Source organism: Sphingomonas bisphenolicum (assembly GCF_024349785.1).
Taxonomy (GTDB): Bacteria; Pseudomonadota; Alphaproteobacteria; order Sphingomonadales; family Sphingomonadaceae; genus Sphingobium; species Sphingobium bisphenolicum.
This window is the reverse complement of sequence record NZ_AP018817.1, coordinates 3,000,673-3,019,356: the sequence shown is the minus strand read 5'-3', so window position 1 is coordinate 3,019,356 and position 18,684 is coordinate 3,000,673. Positions and strand designations below refer to the sequence as shown.

The following is an 18,684-nucleotide window of genomic DNA, read 5'->3' as shown; positions in this document are numbered from 1 at the left end:
GCGCGCCATGACGATCAAACTGCTGTCGGTCGCATCCGAAATCTATCCGCTGATCAAGACCGGGGGGCTGGCCGATGTTGCCGGCGCGCTGCCCGGCGCGCTGGCGGGGCAGGGGGTGCAGGTACGCACGCTGGTGCCCGGCTATCCCGCCGTCATCGCGCGACTGGGCAAGGCGAAGGCGGTGCGCCGCTACGACGCCCTGTTCGGCGCGGGCGCCAGCGTGCTGGCCGCGACCGTTGACGGGCTGGACCTGCTGGTGCTGGATGCGCCGGATTTCTTTGCCCGCGAAGGCGGCCCCTATGGCGATCATGGCGGCAATGACTGGGCCGACAATTGGCGGCGTTTTGCGGCCCTGTCGCGCGCGGGGGCCGACATCGCGGCCGACGGGATGAAGGGCTGGCGGCCCGACATCGTCCATGTCCATGACTGGCAGGCGGCGATGACCGCCGCCTATATGCGCTTCGGCCCGGCGGCGCAGGTGCCCAAGGTCGTGACGATCCACAATCTCGCCTTCCAGGGACGGTTCAGCGCGGGCATCTTCCCCGATCTTGGCCTGCCGCCCGAAGCCTGGGGCGTGGACGGGGTCGAATATTATGGCGGCACGGGCTATCTGAAGGCCGGGTTGGTGTCGGCCGACGCGATCACCACGGTCAGCCCCAGCTATGCGCAGGAAATCCGCTCGCCGGTCCATGGCATGGGACTGGACGGCCTGATCAACGGCCGGGTCGATCGGCTGCATGGCATATTGAACGGCGTCGATACCGACATCTGGAATCCCGCGATCGACAGCCTGATCGCCAAGCCTTACAGCCTGCGCGCGCCGGGCGGGCGGGCGGTGAACCGCCGCGCGCTCGAACGGCGCTTCGGGCTGGACCATGACGGTGCGCCGATCTTCATCATCGTCAGCCGCCTGACCTGGCAGAAGGGCATGGACCTGATGATCGACGCGGCCGAACATCTGGTCGCGATGGGCGGCAAGCTGGCCGTGCTGGGATCGGGCGATCATCCGCTGGAAGGCGCGCTGCTGGGCGCGGCGGACCGGCATCGCGGGCGGATCGGCGTGCAGATCGGCTATGACGAGCCGCTGTCGCACCTGATGCAAGCGGGCGGCGACGCCATCTTGATCCCCTCCCGCTTCGAACCCTGCGGCCTGACCCAGCTCTATGCGCTGCGCTATGGCTGCGTGCCGGTGGTGGCGCGGGTCGGCGGGCTGGCCGATACGGTGATCGACGCCAATGAGGCCGCGGTGGGCGCGGGCGCGGCGACCGGCATCGTCTTCACCCCGTCCGATCCGATGGCGTTGCATGGCGCGATCAACCGGCTGATCGACCTGTTTGGCGACAAAGCGGCGTGGCCGGCGATGCAGCGCGCGGGAATGCGCGCCGACTTCTCCTGGCCCCATAGCGCGGCGAAATATGCGGACCTCTATCGCGCGCTGATCGCGGAGGCGGCGTGAAGCCGGGGGTGTCGGTGGAGCCAAGCGGCACACGCTTTTGCGTCTGGTCGCCCGACGCGACCCAGACATGGCTCTGCCTGTTCGACGCCGCCGATCGCGAAACCCGCCTGCCGATGCTGCGCGATGCCGATGGCTGCTGGCATGTCGAAGCGGCCGGCGTGGGCGCGGGCGCGCGCTATGGCTTGCGCGCCGATGGTCGCTATGATCCGGGCGCGGGCCTGTGGTTCGATCCCGACAAGCTGCTGCTCGACCCCTATGCACCGGCGATCGACCGGGCGTTCCGCTATGACCCGGTGCTGGCGGCGCCGCGTGGCGAGGGAGGCGACACCGCCCCCTTGATGCCCAAGGGCGTCGTTGCCGCTGCCATCGAACCCTTGCCGCAGGCACCGCCCCGCTTCGCGTCGGGCGGACTGATCTACGAAGTACAGGTGCGCGGTTTCACCATGCTGCACCCCGACGTCCCGGAAGCACAGCGCGGCACCATTGCCGCGCTCGCCCATCCGGCGGTGATCGCGCATCTGCAAAGCCTGCATGTATCGGCGATCGAACTGATGCCGATCAACGCCTGGATCGACGAGCGGCATCTGGGGCCGCTGGGCCTGACCAACGCCTGGGGCTATAATCCGGTCAGCTATTTCGCGCTCGACCCGCGGCTGGCGCCGGGCGGCATCGCGGAATTGCGCGCGACCGTGGCGGCGCTGCATGAGGCCGGGATCGGCGTGATCCTCGACATGGTCTATAATCATGATGGCGAAAGCGACGCGCAGGGGCCGACCCTGTCGCTGCGCGGGCTGGATGCGCGCGGTTATTTCCGCCACGATGCCGAGGGTCGGCTGATCAACGATACCGGCACCGGCAACAGCATCGCCTGCAACGCGCCGGTGGTGCGCCGCCTGATCGTCGACTCCCTGCGGCATTTCGTGGCGCAGGCCGGGGTGGACGGCTTCCGTTTCGACCTTGGCCCGGCGCTAGGGCGGATGGCGGACGGCTTCGATCCACAGGCACCGCTGTTGCAAGAGATGCGCGCCGATCCGCTGCTGGCCGATCGCATCATGATCGCCGAACCCTGGGACATCGGGCCGGGCGGCTATCAGCTCGGCAATTTCGGCGAGGGCTGGCTGGAATGGAACGATCGCTATCGCGACGACATCCGCCGCTTCTGGCGCGGCGACGCCGGGACGCTGGGGGCATTCGCGACGCGGCTGGCCGGATCGTCGGATATTTTCGGCAGCGGCCAGACCCGGAGCGTCAATTTCCTCGCCGCCCATGACGGCTTCACCCTGGCCGACCTCACCGCCTATGAACACCGTCACAACGACGCCAATGGTGAGCAGAATCGCGATGGTCATGGCGAGAATCTGAGCTGGAACAACGGCGTCGAGGGCGTGAGCGACGATCCGGCCGTGCAGGCCGTCCGGACCCGCGACGGCAAGGCCCTGCTGTCCACCCTGTTCGCGACACGTGGCGCGATCATGCTGACGGCGGGCGACGAATTCGGCCGTAGCCAGCAGGGCAACAACAACGCCTATGCGCAGGACAATGCGATCGGCTGGATCGACTGGGAGAGGCGGAATCGCGATCTGGAGGCGCATAGCTTCGCGCTGGCGGCGCTGCGGGCGGAGACGCCCGATCTGCGCGGCACGGCGATGCTGTCCGACGCGGACGTCGAATGGCTGGACGAACATGGACAGGCATTGACGATAGGTCAGTGGGAAGACCCGGCGCGCCGCCGCCTGACGCTGCGCTATCGGGCGAGCGGGGTCGCGATCTGCGTCAATGGCGATACGGAACCCTGCCGCTTTCGGCTGGTGGACGGCGATGCCGATGTGGACGGCCGCTCCGTTGCCCTGATGCGACCGGCGCGATGATGGTGAGTCCAGCTGGGTTCGAACCAGCGACCTACTGATTAAAAGTCAGTTGCTCTACCGACTGAGCTATGGACCCCCGAAGCGGTGGAGGCTGCCCTAAAGGCGGCGGGGCGGATGGTCAACTCTTTGGCGCGGCTTTTTGCAGTCGCGCATGAAGATGGCGCACGGTCATCGCCAGATGCGGGTCGCGCCAGTCGGGGGCGACCGCCAGCAGCGGCGTCAGCACGAAGGCGCGGGTGCGATAGGCGGCATGGGGAATGGTCAGCGTCCGGCTGCGCCATGGGCCGCCCGACCAGAGGATGATGTCGATATCGACGCTGCGGGCGCCCCAACGGCGATAGCGGCGGCGGCCCAGCCTGTTTTCTATGCCCTGAATCATGGTCAGCATCGCAGGCGGGGACAGCGGACTTTCAACCAGGATCGCGCCATTGGCGAAGCGGCGGGCGGAAGGACCGAGCGGCGGGGTGGAGAGAATGGGCGAGATGCGCAGCACCCGTGCCTGTTCGCCGATCAGCGCTGTGGCCTCCGCCAGCAGCCGGGCGGGCGTGCGCCGCGCGGACAGCGGCCGGTTCGATCCCAGCGCCAGCGCATAGAGATGGGGCGCGTCTATCGCACCGCGTCCCTTGCCTGCGCCTTCATCTGCGCATAGGCGCCCTCGCGCGCGTCGATGGGCAGCGACAGCAGATAGCGCAGGGCGTCCTTATAGGTCAGGAAAGGCCGATCGTCCGCCATGATTGGGACGGTCCGTCCATTATAGAGCCGCTTCAACAGCCGCTTTTGCGGACGGCTGAGGCCGTCGGTATGATCGGTCGCGTCTTCGCCAACGGTCGCGTCCATTCAAATGTCCTGCGCGATCCGGCCGTAAAGCTCCGGCCGACGATCGCGGAAGAAGCCCATGCCGGCGCGATGCATGCGCGCCTTGGCCAGGTCCAGCGTCGCCACCAGCGCGCCCTGGTCCTTCGCATCGGCTTCGGCGGCGAAATCGCCCCATTCGTCGGTGATGAAGCTGTGGCCGTAGAAGAGCTGGCCGTCCTCGTCGCCGATCCGGTTGGCGGCGATCACCGGCATACAGTTGCTGACCGCATGGCCGATCATCGCCCGGCGCCACATGCGGCTGGTGTTCAGCTCGCTGTCATAGGGTTCGGAGCCGATCGCGGTGGGGTAGAAGAGCATCTCCGCTCCCATCAGGGCCATGCAGCGCGCGGTTTCGGGATACCATTGGTCCCAGCAGATGCCGACGCCGATAGTGCCATATTTGGTCGGCCACACCTTGAACCCCGTATTGCCGGGGCGGAAATAATATTTTTCCTCATAGCCCGGTCCGTCGGGAATATGGCTCTTGCGATAGACGCCCATGATCTCGCCTGTGTCATCGATCATCGCGAGCGAGTTGTAATGATGATGGCCGTCGCGCTCGAAAAAGCTGGTGGGGATATAGACGCCCAGTTCTTTCGCCAGCTTGCGCATTGCCTGCACAGCGGGATGGGTGTCGGTCGGCTCGGCGCTGGCGAACAGCGCTTCGTCTTCGACCCGACAGAAATACGGCCCTTCGAACAATTCGGGCGGCAGGATGATCTTCGCGCCGCGACTGGCTGCCTTGCGCACATGGTCCGCGACCTTGGCGATATTCTCGCCCATATCGTCGGAAAAGCTGAGTTGCAGCGCGGCTACTGTCACTTTGGTCATGTCTGTCCCTGAACTTATCAGACGGATGGCATCTGCTGGCTGCAGCAATGGAAGCTGCCGCCGCCCGACAATATGGCATCGCTGCGCAGCCCGACAATATCCCGGCCCGGAAAGAAAGGACGGAAGGCATCGAGCGCGGCCTGGTCGTTGGGCTGGCCATAGATAGGCACGATGACGGCGGCGTTGCCGACGTAGAAATTCATGTAGCTGGCCGGGATCGCCTCGCCATCCACCAGCACCAGACCGGGGGAGGGGATGTCGATCACCTCGACGCCATGTGCTTTCGCGCGGCCGCGGGCGTCGGCATAGAGGGCCGCATTGGGATCGTCGTCGGTCGTCGCGATCGGCAGCGCCAGCTTGCCCGGCCCGACGAAACGGGCGAGATTGTCGACATGGCCGTCGGTATGATCGTTCAGCAAGCCGTCGCCCAGCCACAGCATGTCCGACAGGCCCAGCGCGCCGGCCAGCAGCGTCTCGATCTTGCCGCGGTCCAGGTCAGGGTTGCGATTCGGATTGAGCAAGCATTGCTCCGTGGTCACGAACAGGCCGGAGCCGTCGGTGTCGATCGCGCCGCCTTCGAACACCCAATGCTGGGTGGAAACGGGCATATCGGTGGTCGCAGCCAGCCGCGCGCCGATATCCTCGTCGCCCGGCATCTGATATTTGCCGCCCCAGCCGTTGAAGCCGAAATCGACCAGTGCGCGACTCCCTGCGCCGTTCAGCGCCGCGATCGGCGCGGTGTCGCGCAGCCAGACGTCGCCCAGCTTATGGACGATGATCGATACGCCCGGCGCAACCAGCGCGCGCGCCGCTTGCGCATCGCCCTCATTGGCGACGACCAGCCGCACCTCCTCGCCCTTGCCGTCGGCATGGAGGGCGCTGGCGAAGGCGGCGATCTGCGCGCGCGCCTCCTCGAACGCGTCGGGCCATTCTGCGGGGTTGGTCGGGAAGCCGATCCAGGTCCAGTCGTGCGGCGCCCATTCGGCGGGCATGCGGAAAGTCATGGCTTTTGTCCTTGCTCGACCGGGGGCCGATCCGTGATAGCGGGCGTTGCGCGCGCTCCATAGCGTGCCGGACGGCGTGTGGACAGAGGGCGAAGGCCATGAAGAGACGAGTTTCGACGATCGCGGCCGGGCTGCTGCTGCTGTTCTCCGGCCAGGGTCAGGCGGGCGAACTGCCCGACTGGCTGACCGGCGAATGGCTGCAAAAGCGGGACGATCGCTGGACCGAGGAAGTCTGGACGCTGCCGCGCGGCGGCACGATGATCGGCGTGGGACGCACCGGGCGCGGGGAAACGCTGCGATCCTGGGAAGTGATGCGCATCGTGCGCGCCGCCGACGGATCGCTGACCCTCCATGCCGCGCCCGAAGGCGGTGCGACGACGATCTTCCCCGTCGTCGCCGAAGGCGTGCGTGACATCAGCTTCGCCAACCCGAACCATGATTATCCCCAGCGCATCCGCTACTGGCGGGAGGGGCGGCTGCTGATGGCCGAAACCGCCAGGATGGATGGCAGCCAGGCGCAGAATTGGACCTATTCCCCGGCCGGGGAATAGGTCGCTTCCCTCTACTTCCCCGCGCGATCCTTGTCGCGAATGGCGCGGAATTCGTCGCCCTCTACCCAGTTGGGCCAGTCGGTCGTGGTCGCCAGGTCGCGACCTACGTTGTAATAGAGCTTCAGGTCCGCCAGCACCCCGGTCCAGTCCCAATTGGGGTCATATTCGTCCTTGGGGCCATGATAGCGGTTCTTGGTATAATCCTCCGCCGCGGCCAGCCCCGCCGCGGTACCGCCCTGCACCAGATCCTCGCCGCCCTCGAAATAGAGCATCGGCAAGCCGTGCTTGGCGAAGCTGAAATGGTCGGAACGATAGTAGAAGCCCTTTTCCGGGGTCGGCTCCAGCGTCGATACCCGGCCTTGCGCGCTCAGCGCCCGGTCGAGATAGGCGTCGAGCTGCGACTTGCCCTTGCCGATCACCACGACATTCTTGGCGAGGCCCGCGACGCTGAGCGCGTCCATGTTCACGCCCCCTACCGTCTTGCTGAACGGGAAGACGGGGTTGTCGCCATAATAGGCCGATCCCAGCAGCCCCGATTCCTCGGCCGTCACCGCCAGGAACACTTGGCTGCGGTCGGTCGGACCGGCCTTCACATTGGCCTGCGCCAGCGCCACCAGCGCCGCAGTGCCGGTCGCGTTGTCCACTGCGCCGTTGCAGATGTCGTCGCCGTCCGGCGCCGCCTGGCAATGGCCCAGATGGTCCCAATGGGCGCTGTAGAGCACATATTCGTCGGGCCGCGTCTTGCCCGGCAGCAGCGCCACGACGTTTTTCGACATATGCTTGCGCAGGTCGTTGTCGAACGAGACCGTCGCCTTGATGCCCGTCAGCGCCACCGCCTTGAAGCCCGGCTTCTTCGCCGCGGCCATCTGCGCGTCGAGGTTCAGGCCCGCGCTGGCGAATAAAGCGGCGGCCTTGTCCTTCTGGATCCAACCGATCGCCTGGCTCTGGTCGGCATTGCCGTTGGCGCTGTCGGCGACATGCTGCGCGCCGGTCCAGCTCGACTGCACCACGTTCCAGCCATAGGCGGCGGGTACCGTATCATGCACAATGATCGCGGCAGCCGCGCCTTGGCGTGCGGCTTCCTCGAACTTGTAGGTCCAGCGGCCATAATAGGTCATCGCCCGGCCGTTGAACGGGCCGGTCAGCCCCGGCGTCTCATAATCCGGGTCGTTGACCAGGATGACCACCGTCTTGCCCTTGACGTCCAGCCCGGCATAGTCGTTCCACCCCTTTTCGGGCGCGTTGATGCCATAGCCGACGAAGACGACCGGGCTGTCTTTGATCGCAATCCTGGGCTGCGTGGTGCGATAGGTGCCGATCACCATTTCGGGGCCGTAGTTGGCGGTGACGGCGCTCTTGCCGCCGGTGAAGCGCAGCGGCGAGACATTTCTGGCATTGATCTCGACCAACGGCACGTCCTGGAACCAGCTACCCTTGTTGCCGGGCTGGAGGCCGAGCTTGCCGAATTCGGCGGCGAGCAGGGCCAGCGTTTTTTCTTCGCCGGGCGATCCGGGCGCGCGGCCCTCATAGGCGTCAGAAGACAGTAACTGCACCAGCCGCTTCATCGTGTCGATCGACGGCTCTGCGGCGGCCGTTGCGGGCGGCGTCGCGGATGCCGCAGCGGGCGGGGTGTCGGCGCCGTCGGTCGCGCAGGCCGACAGGGCAAGGACGGCGGCAATCGCCGCGATGGAGCTACGCATGGAAGTCACCCTTTATTTTACGAATGATCAGGTGATGCCACCGTGCGGGATACTGCGCAAGAATGTTGCGTGCACGAAGAAGGGCGGCTCCTTACGGGGCCGCCCTTCTTTGTAACTCTGCTCGGAAGACCGATTAGCGCGAATAGAATTCGACGACCAGATTCGGTTCCATCTTCACCGGATAGGGCACTTCGTCCAGCGTGGGCACGCGGACATAGCTGACCTTGGCGGCGCCGTCGGGGGCGACATAGTCGGGGATGTCACGCTCGGGCAGGCTCTGCGCTTCCAGAACCAGCGCCATTTCCTGCGCCTTCTTGCCCAGGGTGATTTCGTCGCCCGGCTTCACCAGACGCGACGCGATGTTGCACTTCACGCCGTTCACATAGATGTGGCCGTGCGACACGATCTGGCGGGCCGAGAAGATGGTCGGCGCGAACTTGGCGCGGTACACGACGGCATCCAGGCGGCGCTCCAGCAGACCGATCAGGTTCTGGCCGGTGTCGCCCTTCATGCGGCTGGCTTCGAAATAGTTCTTCTTGAACTGCTTCTCGGTGATGTCGCCATAATAGCCCTTCAGCTTCTGCTTGGCGCGCAGCTGGATGCCATAGTCCGACATCTTGCCCTTGCGGCGCTGGCCGTGCTGACCGGGACCATATTCGCGCTTGTTGACAGGCGACTTGGGACGGCCCCAGATATTCTCGCCCATACGACGGTCGAGCTTGTACTTGGCGCTGGTGCGCTTCGTCATAGATAATTCCTAGTCATTGCGTCTAACGTTGTTCCCGGTATCGCCTACGTCCGTTTTGCGTTTGTGCGCTCAGGGGCAGGGCCACCGCTTCACCGGGATGCGGAGCCAATTGCGAAGGCGCGCCTATGACCAGAAGAGGGATATATGTCAAGCCTCGACAGGTTGCGTGCGGCGGCTTAGTCGGACAGGCATGACTCCCGAACACTATTCCACCATGGCGCAGGTGCGCGCCGGCGTCGACAATCTCGACCGGCAGATCGTGGCCCTGCTGGCCCAGCGCTTCGCCCATATGCGCGCCGCCGCCCGGATCAAGCCCGATCGCAGCGCCGTCCGCGACGAAGCGCGCAAGGCGGAGGTCATCGCCAACGCCTGCGCCGAGGCGGAGGCGTCGGGGGTGCCGTGCGACCTGATCGCGGGCATGTGGGAAGAGCTGGTCGAAGCGTCGATCGCCTATGAAATGGCGGAGTTCGACCGGACGCGGGGTTAACTTGCCCCCGTTCGGTTCGAGCCTGTCGAGAACCCTGGCGCCAGGGTTCTCGACAGGCTCGAACCGAACGGAAGATGAGTTCACCGCTCCCGCGGTCTCGCCAAGTGCGACAGCACGCCGCGCAGCGTCCGTACCTCCAGATGGTTCCAGCCCGGCTTGGTCAGCAGGTTGCGCAGCGTCAGGCGGGTCGCACCGGCGCGGTCGGGCGGGAAGAAATAGCCGGCCTTCACCAGCAGCGCATCGAGCTGCTCGATCATGCCCTCCAGCTCCGCCTGTGGCGCAGGTTCGCCCAGGTCGGTGATGGTGGGCTGTGCCAGATCGGCCTGTTTCGACCATTCATAGGCGCACAGGATCACCGCCTGCGCCAGATTGAGCGACCCGAATTCCGGGTTGATCGGCACGGTCAGGATCTTGCGCGCGACCGCGACATCCTCCGTCTCCAGCCCCGACCGTTCCGGGCCGAAGACATAGGCGCAACGGCCCTGCGCGGCATGGATTTCACGCGCGGCTTCCTCCGGTGTCACGACCGGCTTGGTCACGCCGCGCTTGCGCACCGTGGTGGCATAGACATGAGCGCAGTCCGCGACCGCATCGGCCAGCGTCTCATAGACTTGCGCCTGATCCAGGATGAAGTCCGCGCCGGCCGCCGCCGGGCCGGCATCGGGATTGGGCCAGCCGTCGCGCGGGGTCACCAGCCGCATGTCGGTCAGCCCGAAATTCAGCATCGCGCGCGCGGCCTTCCCGATATTCTCGCCCAGTTGCGGGCGGACCAGGACCATGACGGGGGAGGGGGCAATAACTTCGGTCATATTTCCGTTCGTCCTGAGTAGGGGCTGAGATTGTCGAAGCCCCGTATCGAAGGATTTGCGCGCTGCCTGCCTGATTGCGTCCCAATCACCGGCGATCAAACCTTCCTTCTTTCTTCGAGACCAGCCCTTGATCTGCTGTTCGGCGGACAGCGCTTCATCCCGCGAACCAAACTCTTGACTCCACACTAAAATCACTGGGCGGCGGCTGTGCGTATATCCTGTAATTTCGCCTGACTGGTGCTGCGCGATACGCTGTTCCAGATTGTCAGTATGGCCCAGATAATAGCTGCCGTCCGCGCAAAGGAGCATATAGGCATGAAAGCTCATTGTGCGGTCCTTCGATACGCCATTTCGACTTCGCTCAATGGCTACTCAGGACGAACGGAAATAGGAAGCTAACTGAACGGCGATTGAAACTTGGGGCCATTACCGTCTCACTCCCGCCCGACTTCCTTCACCGTCCCGGCAAATTCCTCGAAATCCTTGGCGTCGGTGAAGTCCTTATAGACGCTGGCGAAGCGGATATAGGCGACACTGTCGAGGCGTTTCAGCCCTTCCATCACCAGTTCGCCGATCGCGCGGGCGGGGACTTCGCTGTCGCCGCTGGTTTCCAACTGGCGCTGGATGCCGGAGATCAGCTTTTCCAGGCGACTGGGGTCGATCGGCCGTTTGCGGCAGGCGATGCCGATGGAGCGGGCCAGCTTGTCGCGCTCGAACGCTTCCTTGCGGCCTTCGCTCTTCACCACCCAGATGTCGCGCAACTGGATGCGCTCGAAGGTGGTGAAGCGCGCGCCGCACGCTTCGCACTGGCGGCGGCGGCGGATGGCGTTGCCATCTTCCGTCGGCCGGCTGTCCTTCACCTGGCTGTCTTCATGGGCGCAGAAGGGGCAGCGCATGGGTCTTTTTACTCCGTTCGCCCTGAGCGAAAGTTGAAGCCTGTCCTGAGCGTAGCGAAGCCTTCACTCCGTTCGGGCTGAGGCTTAGACGTCGCTCAGCCCGAACGGATCAGGTATATCAGTAAATCGGGAAGCGCGCGGTCAGGCCCAGCACCTTTTCCCGCACATGCTGCTCGACCTGGCCATCGCCTTCGTCGCCATTGCGCTTCAGGCCTTCCACGACCTCGGCGATCAGGCGGCCGATTTCGCGGAATTCTTCCTCGCGGAAGCCGCGCGTCGTGCCCGCAGGCGTACCCAAACGGACACCCGAGGTGACGAACGGGCTGGCCGTGTCGAACGGCACGTTGTTCTTGTTGCAGGTGATATAGGCGCGATCGAGCGCCTTTTCCGCGGCCTTGCCGGTGGTGTTCTTGGCGCGCAGGTCGACCAGCATCAGATGATTGTCGGTGCCGCCCGACACGATCGACAGGCCGGCATCGGCCAGCGTCTCGCTCAGCGCGCGGGCGTTGGCGACGATCTGATGGGCATAGGCTTTGAATTCGGGCGTCAGCGCTTCCTTGAACGCCACCGCCTTGGCCGCGATGATGTGCATCAGCGGGCCGCCCTGCAAGCCGGGGAAGATCGCGCTGTTCAGCTTCTTGGCGATCGCCTCGTCATTGCTGAGGATGATGCCCGATCGCGGACCGCGCAGCGACTTGTGGGTCGTGGTCGTGGTGACATGGGCGTGAGGCACCGGCGAGGGATGCGCGCCGCCGGCGACCAGGCCGGAAAAATGCGACATGTCGGCCAGCAGATAGGCGCCGACCTCATCCGCGATTTCGCGGAAGCGCTTGAAGTCCCACACGCGCGAATAGGCCGTGCCGCCGCAGATGATGAGCTTTGGCTTGCATTCGCGCGCGATGCGGGCGACCTCGTCCATGTCGATCAGATGATCGTCGGGGCGCACGCCATAGGCGACCGGCTTGAACCACTTGCCGGACATATTGACCGGCGACCCGTGGGTCAGGTGGCCGCCCGACGACAGGTCGAGGCCCATGAAGGTATCGCCCGGCTGGAGCAGCGCCAGGAACACGGCCTGGTTCATCTGGCTGCCGCTATTGGGTTGCACATTGGCGAAGTTCGCACCGAACAGCTCTTTCGCGCGCTCGATCGCCAGCGTCTCGACGACGTCGGCATATTCGCAGCCGCCATAATAGCGCTTGCCTGGGTAACCCTCGGCATATTTGTTGGTGAAGATCGAACCGGCCGCTTCCAGCACCGCCTTCGACACGATGTTCTCGGACGCGATCAGTTCGATCTTGTCCTGCTGGCGCTTCAGCTCATTGCCAATCGCGCCGAAGATTTCCGGGTCCGCAAGGCCAAGCGATTCGCTGAAGAAGCCGTCCTGGCGGATGGCGGGGGCGAGGATGTCAGTGCTCATCGAAACTTCCTTTCAGAGCGCGGGCTGGGACAGTTTTTCGACGCGGCCGGCATGGCGGCCACCGCCGAAATCGGTGGTGAGGAAGGCGGTGACGCAGGCTTTCGCCATGTCCACGCCGGTCAGGCGGGCGCCCATGGCGAGGACGTTGGCGTCATTATGCTCGCGCGACAGGGCGGCCGACAGCGGCTCACCCACCAGAGCGCAGCGGCAGGCCGGGTTGCGGTTGACCGCGATCGAAATGCCGATGCCGGAGCCGCATAGCGCAATGCCGCGTTCCGCGTCGCCGGATGCGACCGCTGTCGCAAGCTTGTAACCATAATCGGGATAATCGACGCGGTCGGCGGTCGCGGGGCCGAGGTCGGCGACCGCATGGCCCTCGTCGCGCAGCCACTGCGCAAGTTCCGCTTTCAGGTCGATGGCGGCATGATCGGAAGCGATGGCGATTTTCATAGGTGCAGCCCCTGCGTTCCTGGGGTGATTCGTTCTGCGCGCCTCATAAGGGGACAGGACGGCAATTGCCACCGTCGAGCTTGGCGCTTAAGGCAACGCCCATGGCTGGCACGATTTTATCCATATTGATGCTCGCGGGCATGCTGCTGACCGGCGGCGGCGTCTATGCGATCGTGAAGAAGGGCGACCGCAAGCGCGGCGGCCTGATGATCCTCGCGGGCCTCGTCATGTTCGGCAATGTCGCGATCAGCGCGATTCCCGGCCCGGATCTGCCGACGCTGGAGCAGCGCTAGCCCGAAGCGCCAGCGAGGCCAGCAAATCGGTCTGGGTCACCAGCCCCTGCAATCTGTGATCGGCATCGACGACGATGGCGGCGCGCCGCGCGCCGCTGCTCAGGGGGCCGATGAGCCGCGCGACAGGCGTGTCGGCATGGACCAGCAGGGCGCGGCGGGCGATGTCGCCGGCGCGTTCGCCCTCCCGGCCAAGGTCGAGAGCGCCTATGATTCCCTGCACGCGCCCTGCGTCGTCCAGTACCGGCAGCGACAACAGGCCGCGCGCCAGCATCAAGGCGCGCACCTGCTCCATCGGCTGGCTGGCGGGCACGTGGATCACGTCGCGCGCCATGATCTGCGCGCAGGGCACCGCGCCATGCAGCCGTTCGGCCGCGCGCAGTTCGGCGTCCGCCAGCAACTGGCGCAGGTCCGCCTGGTCCACGTCCAGCGCATCGCCATAGCCCTGCACCGCGTCGGCCACATCCTGCGCGCTCGGACCGGCGCGCAGCAGCGGCGCGGGATCGGCGGTGCCGTGCGGGGCGGGCGCTTTGGGCGCCACATGGGGATAATTATGACCGGCGATGCGATGGAACAGGATCGCTACCACCAGCAGCAGCAGGGTGTTCACCCCCACCGGCACCAGCGCGAACAGATAGCTGCTCGCCACCCCCTTTACGCCCAGCGCGGCGGACAGCGCCACCGCGCCGCCGGGCGGGTGGAGGCAGCGGAGCAGCGACATGATGGCGATCGCCGCGCCCACCGCCAGCGCGGCGGCGAAGGTGGGATCGGGAACGGCCTTCGCCACGAAGATACCGACCAGCGCGGAAATGACGTTGCCGCCCAGCACCGGCCAGGGCTGGGCCAGCGGACTGGCAGGAACCGCGAACAGCAGCACCGCCGACGCGCCCATCGGCGCGACCAGCAGCGGATGGGCCAGACCATTGCCCAGCATCAGCCCGCACAGCAGCCCCGTCACCGCGATCCCGCCGATCGCCCCGCTCGCCGCTTTCAGTCGGTCGACAAAGCCCGGTCCCGACGGACCGGCGGGGATGAAGGCGCTGTAATAGCGGCTCCAGATCAGGCGAACGTCGTTTTTCGGGGCGTCGGACATGGCGCGGATGGCTATCGCCGGCCGGACGGTGCGCCAAGCGGGAAATTATGGGGCGGGGTAAAGGGGGCTTTGCACGGTCGCGTCCTGCCGTCAGGCGCGGCTTGCGCTAGCCGGTATCCTGCGCCCCGCATGTCTGGTAGGATCGACGCCATGCTCAACCGATCGGCCTCGACCATCCTGGCAGCGCTTGGCTGCCTGATTGCGACCCCCAGTCTTGCCGCCCCAGGCCATGCTGCGCCGCCAGCGCCGCCGCCGGCCGTTTCGCCCGTGCCGCCTGCTCCGGCGCAGATCCGCGGCCTGTCCTGTACCGCCGACGACCGATCCGTCCGGGAAATCGTGATCGATTTCACCGCTGGCCGGTGGCGCGAAGGCGGCCAGGGCTGGAACAAGATCGCGGCGCAGGACGATGCGACGATCACCCTGGTCCAGCAAGGCGGCGGGATGCTCAGCGGCCTGCTCAGCAACATGCGGCGGCTGGAGCGGCTGGACCGGTCGACCCTTGTCCTGTCGACCGAACTGCACACCGGCCTGATCGACGAAGTGCGCGCCTACCGCTGCAAGATCGTCGCGCCTTTCGATGCGAAGCGTCAGATATAGGGGAGGGCGTAAAAGCGGTTGGTCGGGAAGCGACCAAAAATGGACACTCACGAGTCTATGAGAGTTGCCCGAAAGCGGACTTTGGAAGCTATCTTGGCGAACTGATAGCTCGAATAAGAAGCCCCACACCATACAGAGATACAGGTCCGCCCAGACCAAGCACAATTACAATAGCAAGTCCGAACACGCCACGTCCGCTGCCGTAGTTATTATACAAAACAAGCAGATACGAAGAGCCAACAACGGCTGGGACGAGGACGCAGAGTGTTCCTACTTTCCAAGCACGATCCCTCGCAATATTGCTGGAAATACCAAAATAGACCGCCAGAAACGCGAGAGCACCAAACAAAAAGAAGCCGATTGGCATAGGATGCCTCTCCATCACGAAATGCCGTCCAAGTTTATCAGATCGCCGCCATTCTACAGAGAAATATCGGAGCCAAATTGATAGCAGTTTCGGGTAAGAACGGATCGGATTTTCATCAAAAGCCGACAGTCCGCAAACCACCCCTCCCAGCCTCACATGACACAAAAAAAAGGCCGCCTCGCGGGCGGCCTTTCTCGTTCGTCGAATTCCCGATCGCTCAGCGGATCGGGGAATCCGGTGACAGGCGCATGTCGAGATAATTGTCGACCGACTTCATCAGCTGGTCCAGCTCATGCTCGAAGAAATGGTTCGCGCCGCGAATTTCGTCGTGATGGATGGTGATGCCCTTTTGCGTGCGCAGCTTGTCGACCAGCTTCTGCACCGCGCTCGCGGTCACCACTTCGTCCGACGTGCCCTGCACGATGATGCCCGACGAGGGGCAGGGCGCGAGGAAGGAGAAGTCGTACATGTTGGCGGGCGGCGCGACCGAGATGAAGCCGCGGATTTCCGGGCGGCGCATCAGCAATTGCATGCCGATCCAGGCGCCGAAGGAGAAGCCCGCGATCCAGGTGGTCTGGGCTTCGGGGTGGAAGCTCTGCACCCAGTCGAGCGCCGCCGCGGCGTCGCTCAGCTCGCCGATGCCATTGTCGAACGTGCCCTGGCTGCGGCCGACGCCGCGGAAGTTGAAGCGCAGCACGGCGAAGCCGCGCTTCACGAAGGTCTTGTAGAGCGCCTGGGTGATGCGGTCGTTCATCGTGCCGCCGCCCTGGGGATGCGGATGCAGGATCATGGCGACCGGCGCACGCGGGCGGGGCGGGGGGCTGAAACGGCCTTCGAGGCGACCTTCGGGTCCGGGGAAAATGACGTCGGGCATGGCACCTGTTATCGTTCTGGGCCGTCCTGCCCGCATGGGCTGGCGGCGAATGGATGCGGATCGCACAGACGGTCGCATGGGCAAATGCTATTGCTGGCGCTGCGCGGCAGACCGCCTATATAGAAGCCGCCGCCATTTCCGCAATCAATGAGTAACGCCGCTTGGCCGCCGACCGCCTTTATCTCGATCATGCCGCTACCACGCCGATGCTGCCCGCCGCGCGCGACGCGATGATGGAGGCGATGGCGAACTGGGCCAACCCGTCCAGCCCCCATGCCGACGGCCGCGCCGCCCGCGCCCGGTTGGAGGATGCCCGGCGGCGCATCGCGGCGGCAATGGGCTGGAGCGGGCATGTGATCTTCACCTCCGGCGCGAGCGAGGCGATCGCGATCGGCCTGCAACGCGCGAAGGGCGGGCGCATCGTCACATCGCCGGTCGAGCATGACGCGGTGCTGCGCGTGACGAAGGGCGCAGCGCGGCTGGCGGTCGCGTCAGATGGTCTTGCCCTTTCTTCCCGCGAAGGCGGGAATCTATCTCCGGCCCTGTCCTCGAACGCCGCGCAGGAGATGGATCCCCGCCTTCGCGGGGATGACGATCAAGCAGAGGTAGGGACACTCCTTGCCATCCAGCACGTCAATAACGAAACCGGCGTGATCCAGCCGCTCGACCGGATCGACCGCGACGGCGCGATCCTGTTCGCCGATTGCGCCCAGAGCGCGGGCAAGCTGCCCCTGCCGGACGCGGACATGATCGCGATCAGCGCGCACAAATTCGGCGGTCCGCCCGGCATCGGCGCGCTGCTGATCCGCGACCTGGCGCTGATCGAGCCGAGCGGCGGGCAGGAGCAGGGCTATCGCGCCGGCACCGAAAATCTGCCCGCGATTCTGGCCATGGTGGCGGCGCTGGAGGCGCGGGAGGACTGGCTGCCCCGCGCGACCGCCCTGCGCACGCGGCTGGACGCAGGGATAGAGGCGGCGGGCGGCATCATCGTGGCGCGCGATGCGCCGCGCCTGCCCGCCATCGCCAGTTACCGGATGCCCGGTCTGTCGGCCCGCGCGCAGCTGATCCAGTTCGACCTGGCGGGCATTTCCGTGTCCGCTGGCAGCGCCTGTTCCTCCGGCTCCCTCAAGACCAGCCATGTGCTGGGCGCGATGGGCTGGGACGAGGACGCCGCGGCTGAGGTCGTCCGCGTCAGCTTCGGCCCGCAAACATGCGACAGCGACATGGACAGGTTCCTCGCCATTTGGAAAAGCATGGCGGCCAAGGCTTTTGGGCGAGCAAGCCAATGATCTATCTCGATTATCAGGCGACGACACCGCTCGCGCCCGAAGCCTTCGATGCGATGGTGCCGTTGTTGCGCGACCAGTTCGCCAACCCGCACAGCGCGCATCGCCTGGGCCGCTTCACCGCCGCGCAGGTGGAGGTGGCGCGGGAGGAGATTGTCCGATTGCTCCCCCCCGGCGGCACGTTGCTGTTCACCTCCGGCGCGACCGAGGCGCTCAACATCGCGATCCAGGGCGCGCCGCCGGGCGGCATCGTGACCATCGCGACCGAACATGCCGCGGTGCTGGACACAGCCGAAGCGATGGCCCGGACCGGGCGGGATGTGACCGTGCTGCCGGTCGGACCGGACGGTGTCGTCGATCTGGAAGCCGCTGCCCGCGCCATCGGTCCAGCTGTCGCACTCGTCGTCGCGATGCTGGTGAATAATGAGATCGGCGTGATCCAGCCGGTCGCGGCGCTCGCCGACCTCGCGCACCGCGCGGGTGCGCTGTTCCTGTGCGATGCGGTGCAGGGCTATGGCCGCGTCCCCATTCCGTCCACCTGCGACATGGTCGCGATCAGCGCGCACAAGATCCATGGCCCCAAGGGCGTGGGCGCGCTCTGGCTGCGCGACGGTGTCCGGCCAGCGCCGCTGATCCATGGCGGCGGGCAGGAGGGTGGGCTGCGCTCCGGCACATTGTCGCCCGCCCTGTGCGCGGGATTCGGCGTCGCGGCGCGGCTGATGCGCGACCGGGCGGACAGCGACCGCGCCCATGTCGAAAGCCTCGCCGCGCTGGCCGCCAAGCTCTTTGCGGACTGGACGTTGAACGGCTCGCAAACGGCGCGCTATCCGGGCAATCTCAACCTGCGGCGCGACGGAATCGACGGCGCGCGGCTGTTGTCGGATTGCCGCAATGTTGCTTTTTCGCTCGGTAGCGCTTGCGCAAGCGGGTCCGGGCGGCCTAGCCATGTCCTGCGCGCGCTCGGGCTGACAGATGCACAGGCGCGTGGATCGGTGCGGATCGGCTTTGGCCGATACACGCGCCGGGAAGAGTTGGAGAGGGCGGCAGAGGCATTGCAGGAAGCGGCAGCCGCACAAGCGGCGCCGTAAAAGGGAGCGCACGC

Annotated in this window: 20 protein-coding genes, 1 tRNA gene and 1 pseudogene; 8 read left to right on the top strand and 14 right to left on the bottom strand. The window is 65.7% G+C overall.

The features are described from left to right. The first annotated feature begins 7 nt into the window (after positions 1-7). Both glgA and glgX read left to right on the top strand, forming a co-directional pair. Positions 8-1,456 (top strand): glycogen synthase GlgA, encoded by a 1,449-nt coding sequence (gene glgA / locus SBA_RS15055; RefSeq protein ID WP_261936748.1) that lies wholly within the window; start codon positions 8-10, stop codon positions 1,454-1,456. After that, a complete protein-coding gene (gene glgX, locus SBA_RS15050; RefSeq protein ID WP_261935004.1) occupies positions 1,453-3,324 on the top strand; it encodes a glycogen debranching protein GlgX in 1,872 nt (623 codons plus the stop codon). Before glgA ends, glgX begins: the two co-directional genes overlap by 4 nt. Here glgX and SBA_RS15045 read toward each other — a convergent pair. From SBA_RS15045 to SBA_RS15025, 5 genes and pseudogenes are all read right to left on the bottom strand, one after another. After that, positions 3,325-3,400, bottom strand: a tRNA-Lys gene (locus SBA_RS15045). 20 nt (positions 3,401-3,420) lie between these two features. Further along, positions 3,421-3,934 (bottom strand): annotated as a pseudogene (folK, locus tag SBA_RS15040) (2-amino-4-hydroxy-6-hydroxymethyldihydropteridine diphosphokinase). Further along, positions 3,931-4,161, bottom strand: a complete 231-nt coding sequence (locus SBA_RS15035; RefSeq protein WP_261935003.1) for a hypothetical protein — start codon at positions 4,159-4,161, stop codon at positions 3,931-3,933. Before SBA_RS15035 ends, folK begins: the two are co-directional and overlap by 4 nt. Further along, positions 4,162-5,010: an N-carbamoylputrescine amidase gene (aguB, locus tag SBA_RS15030; protein WP_261935002.1), complete on the bottom strand. Its 849-nt coding sequence runs from the start codon at positions 5,008-5,010 to the stop codon at positions 4,162-4,164. Between the two features lie 17 nt (positions 5,011-5,027). Next, positions 5,028-6,014, bottom strand: a complete 987-nt coding sequence (locus SBA_RS15025) for an agmatine deiminase family protein (RefSeq protein WP_261935001.1) — start codon at positions 6,012-6,014, stop codon at positions 5,028-5,030. Between the two features lie 98 nt (positions 6,015-6,112). Between SBA_RS15025 and SBA_RS15020 the strand changes: the two genes are divergently transcribed. Further along, positions 6,113-6,565: a DUF6265 family protein gene (locus tag SBA_RS15020; protein WP_261935000.1), complete on the top strand. Its 453-nt coding sequence runs from the start codon at positions 6,113-6,115 to the stop codon at positions 6,563-6,565. A gap of 11 nt (positions 6,566-6,576) precedes the next feature. On the opposite strand, the gene SBA_RS15015 is transcribed toward SBA_RS15020, so the two are convergent. Beyond that, complete coding sequence (locus SBA_RS15015) at positions 6,577-8,265, bottom strand: M28 family metallopeptidase (RefSeq protein WP_261934999.1); 1,689 nt, start codon at positions 8,263-8,265, stop codon at positions 6,577-6,579. A 133-nt stretch (positions 8,266-8,398) separates the two neighbouring features. Continuing rightward, entirely contained in the window at positions 8,399-9,013 is a 615-nt protein-coding gene (gene rpsD / locus SBA_RS15010) for a 30S ribosomal protein S4 (RefSeq protein ID WP_088183640.1), read from the bottom strand. 190 nt (positions 9,014-9,203) lie between these two features. On the opposite strand from rpsD, the gene SBA_RS15005 reads away from it, so the two are divergent. Then, a complete protein-coding gene (locus tag SBA_RS15005) occupies positions 9,204-9,500 on the top strand; it encodes a chorismate mutase (RefSeq protein ID WP_224550074.1) in 297 nt (98 codons plus the stop codon). An 80-nt stretch (positions 9,501-9,580) separates the two neighbouring features. On the opposite strand, the gene SBA_RS15000 is transcribed toward SBA_RS15005, so the two are convergent. The 4 genes from SBA_RS15000 to rpiB form a co-directional block, all read right to left on the bottom strand. Continuing rightward, on the bottom strand, positions 9,581-10,636 hold the full coding sequence (locus SBA_RS15000; RefSeq protein WP_261934998.1) for a TrmH family RNA methyltransferase: 1,056 nt from the start codon (positions 10,634-10,636) through the stop codon (positions 9,581-9,583). A gap of 107 nt (positions 10,637-10,743) precedes the next feature. Then, positions 10,744-11,205: a transcriptional regulator NrdR gene (gene nrdR / locus SBA_RS14995; protein ID WP_224550076.1), complete on the bottom strand. Its 462-nt coding sequence runs from the start codon at positions 11,203-11,205 to the stop codon at positions 10,744-10,746. 118 nt (positions 11,206-11,323) lie between these two features. Then, entirely contained in the window at positions 11,324-12,625 is a 1,302-nt protein-coding gene (glyA, locus tag SBA_RS14990) for a serine hydroxymethyltransferase (protein WP_261934997.1), read from the bottom strand. Between the two features lie 12 nt (positions 12,626-12,637). Then, positions 12,638-13,075 carry a ribose 5-phosphate isomerase B gene (gene rpiB / locus SBA_RS14985; RefSeq protein ID WP_261934996.1) on the bottom strand — a complete coding sequence of 146 codons (438 nt, stop codon included), beginning with the start codon at positions 13,073-13,075 and terminating at the stop codon, positions 12,638-12,640. Between the two features lie 101 nt (positions 13,076-13,176). Between rpiB and SBA_RS14980 the strand changes: the two genes are divergently transcribed. Next, a complete protein-coding gene (locus tag SBA_RS14980) occupies positions 13,177-13,368 on the top strand; it encodes a hypothetical protein (protein WP_261934995.1) in 192 nt (63 codons plus the stop codon). Here SBA_RS14980 and SBA_RS14975 read toward each other — a convergent pair. Then, positions 13,322-14,458 (bottom strand): HPP family protein, encoded by a 1,137-nt coding sequence (locus SBA_RS14975; protein WP_261934994.1) that lies wholly within the window; start codon positions 14,456-14,458, stop codon positions 13,322-13,324. The two genes, SBA_RS14980 and SBA_RS14975, sit on opposite strands and share 47 nt — an antisense overlap. Positions 14,459-14,587: 129 nt before the next feature. Between SBA_RS14975 and SBA_RS14970 the strand changes: the two genes are divergently transcribed. After that, on the top strand, positions 14,588-15,055 hold the full coding sequence (locus SBA_RS14970; RefSeq protein WP_261934993.1) for a hypothetical protein: 468 nt from the start codon (positions 14,588-14,590) through the stop codon (positions 15,053-15,055). 88 nt (positions 15,056-15,143) lie between these two features. Here the strand turns inward: SBA_RS14970 and SBA_RS14965 are convergent, their stop codons facing one another. Beyond that, complete coding sequence (locus SBA_RS14965) at positions 15,144-15,422, bottom strand: hypothetical protein (protein ID WP_261934992.1); 279 nt, start codon at positions 15,420-15,422, stop codon at positions 15,144-15,146. Between the two features lie 217 nt (positions 15,423-15,639). Next, positions 15,640-16,296 carry an alpha/beta hydrolase gene (locus SBA_RS14960; protein ID WP_155186460.1) on the bottom strand — a complete coding sequence of 219 codons (657 nt, stop codon included), beginning with the start codon at positions 16,294-16,296 and terminating at the stop codon, positions 15,640-15,642. 161 nt (positions 16,297-16,457) lie between these two features. Between SBA_RS14960 and SBA_RS14955 the strand changes: the two genes are divergently transcribed. Continuing rightward, on the top strand, positions 16,458-17,585 hold the full coding sequence (locus SBA_RS14955; protein ID WP_261934991.1) for a cysteine desulfurase family protein: 1,128 nt from the start codon (positions 16,458-16,460) through the stop codon (positions 17,583-17,585). Then, the gene (locus SBA_RS14950; protein ID WP_261934990.1) at positions 17,582-18,670 is read left to right on the top strand and encodes a cysteine desulfurase family protein; all 1,089 of its coding nucleotides are present in this window, start codon (positions 17,582-17,584) and stop codon (positions 18,668-18,670) included. The genes SBA_RS14955 and SBA_RS14950 overlap by 4 nt, the downstream gene beginning before the upstream one ends. The last annotated feature ends 14 nt before the right edge of the window (positions 18,671-18,684 follow it).

Coding starts and splice junctions, on each gene's coding strand:
- SBA_RS14960 (WP_155186460.1), bottom strand. CDS start 16,296: ATGCCCGACGTCATTTTCCCCGGACCCGAAGGTCGCCTCGAAGGCCGT.
- rpiB (WP_261934996.1), bottom strand. CDS start 13,075: ATGAAAATCGCCATCGCTTCCGATCATGCCGCCATCGACCTGAAAGCG.
- SBA_RS15035 (WP_261935003.1), bottom strand. CDS start 4,161: ATGGACGCGACCGTTGGCGAAGACGCGACCGATCATACCGACGGCCTC.
- glyA (WP_261934997.1), bottom strand. CDS start 12,625: ATGAGCACTGACATCCTCGCCCCCGCCATCCGCCAGGACGGCTTCTTC.
- SBA_RS15025 (WP_261935001.1), bottom strand. CDS start 6,014: ATGACTTTCCGCATGCCCGCCGAATGGGCGCCGCACGACTGGACCTGG.
- SBA_RS14970 (WP_261934993.1), top strand. CDS start 14,588: ATGTCTGGTAGGATCGACGCCATGCTCAACCGATCGGCCTCGACCATC.
- SBA_RS14965 (WP_261934992.1), bottom strand. CDS start 15,422: ATGCCAATCGGCTTCTTTTTGTTTGGTGCTCTCGCGTTTCTGGCGGTC.
- SBA_RS15020 (WP_261935000.1), top strand. CDS start 6,113: ATGAAGAGACGAGTTTCGACGATCGCGGCCGGGCTGCTGCTGCTGTTC.
- SBA_RS14950 (WP_261934990.1), top strand. CDS start 17,582: ATGATCTATCTCGATTATCAGGCGACGACACCGCTCGCGCCCGAAGCC.
- SBA_RS15015 (WP_261934999.1), bottom strand. CDS start 8,265: ATGCGTAGCTCCATCGCGGCGATTGCCGCCGTCCTTGCCCTGTCGGCC.
- SBA_RS14980 (WP_261934995.1), top strand. CDS start 13,177: ATGGCTGGCACGATTTTATCCATATTGATGCTCGCGGGCATGCTGCTG.
- aguB (WP_261935002.1), bottom strand. CDS start 5,010: ATGACCAAAGTGACAGTAGCCGCGCTGCAACTCAGCTTTTCCGACGAT.
- SBA_RS15000 (WP_261934998.1), bottom strand. CDS start 10,636: ATGAGCTTTCATGCCTATATGCTCCTTTGCGCGGACGGCAGCTATTAT.
- rpsD (WP_088183640.1), bottom strand. CDS start 9,013: ATGACGAAGCGCACCAGCGCCAAGTACAAGCTCGACCGTCGTATGGGC.
- glgA (WP_261936748.1), top strand. CDS start 8: ATGACGATCAAACTGCTGTCGGTCGCATCCGAAATCTATCCGCTGATC.
- SBA_RS15005 (WP_224550074.1), top strand. CDS start 9,204: ATGACTCCCGAACACTATTCCACCATGGCGCAGGTGCGCGCCGGCGTC.
- SBA_RS14975 (WP_261934994.1), bottom strand. CDS start 14,458: ATGTCCGACGCCCCGAAAAACGACGTTCGCCTGATCTGGAGCCGCTAT.
- nrdR (WP_224550076.1), bottom strand. CDS start 11,205: ATGCGCTGCCCCTTCTGCGCCCATGAAGACAGCCAGGTGAAGGACAGC.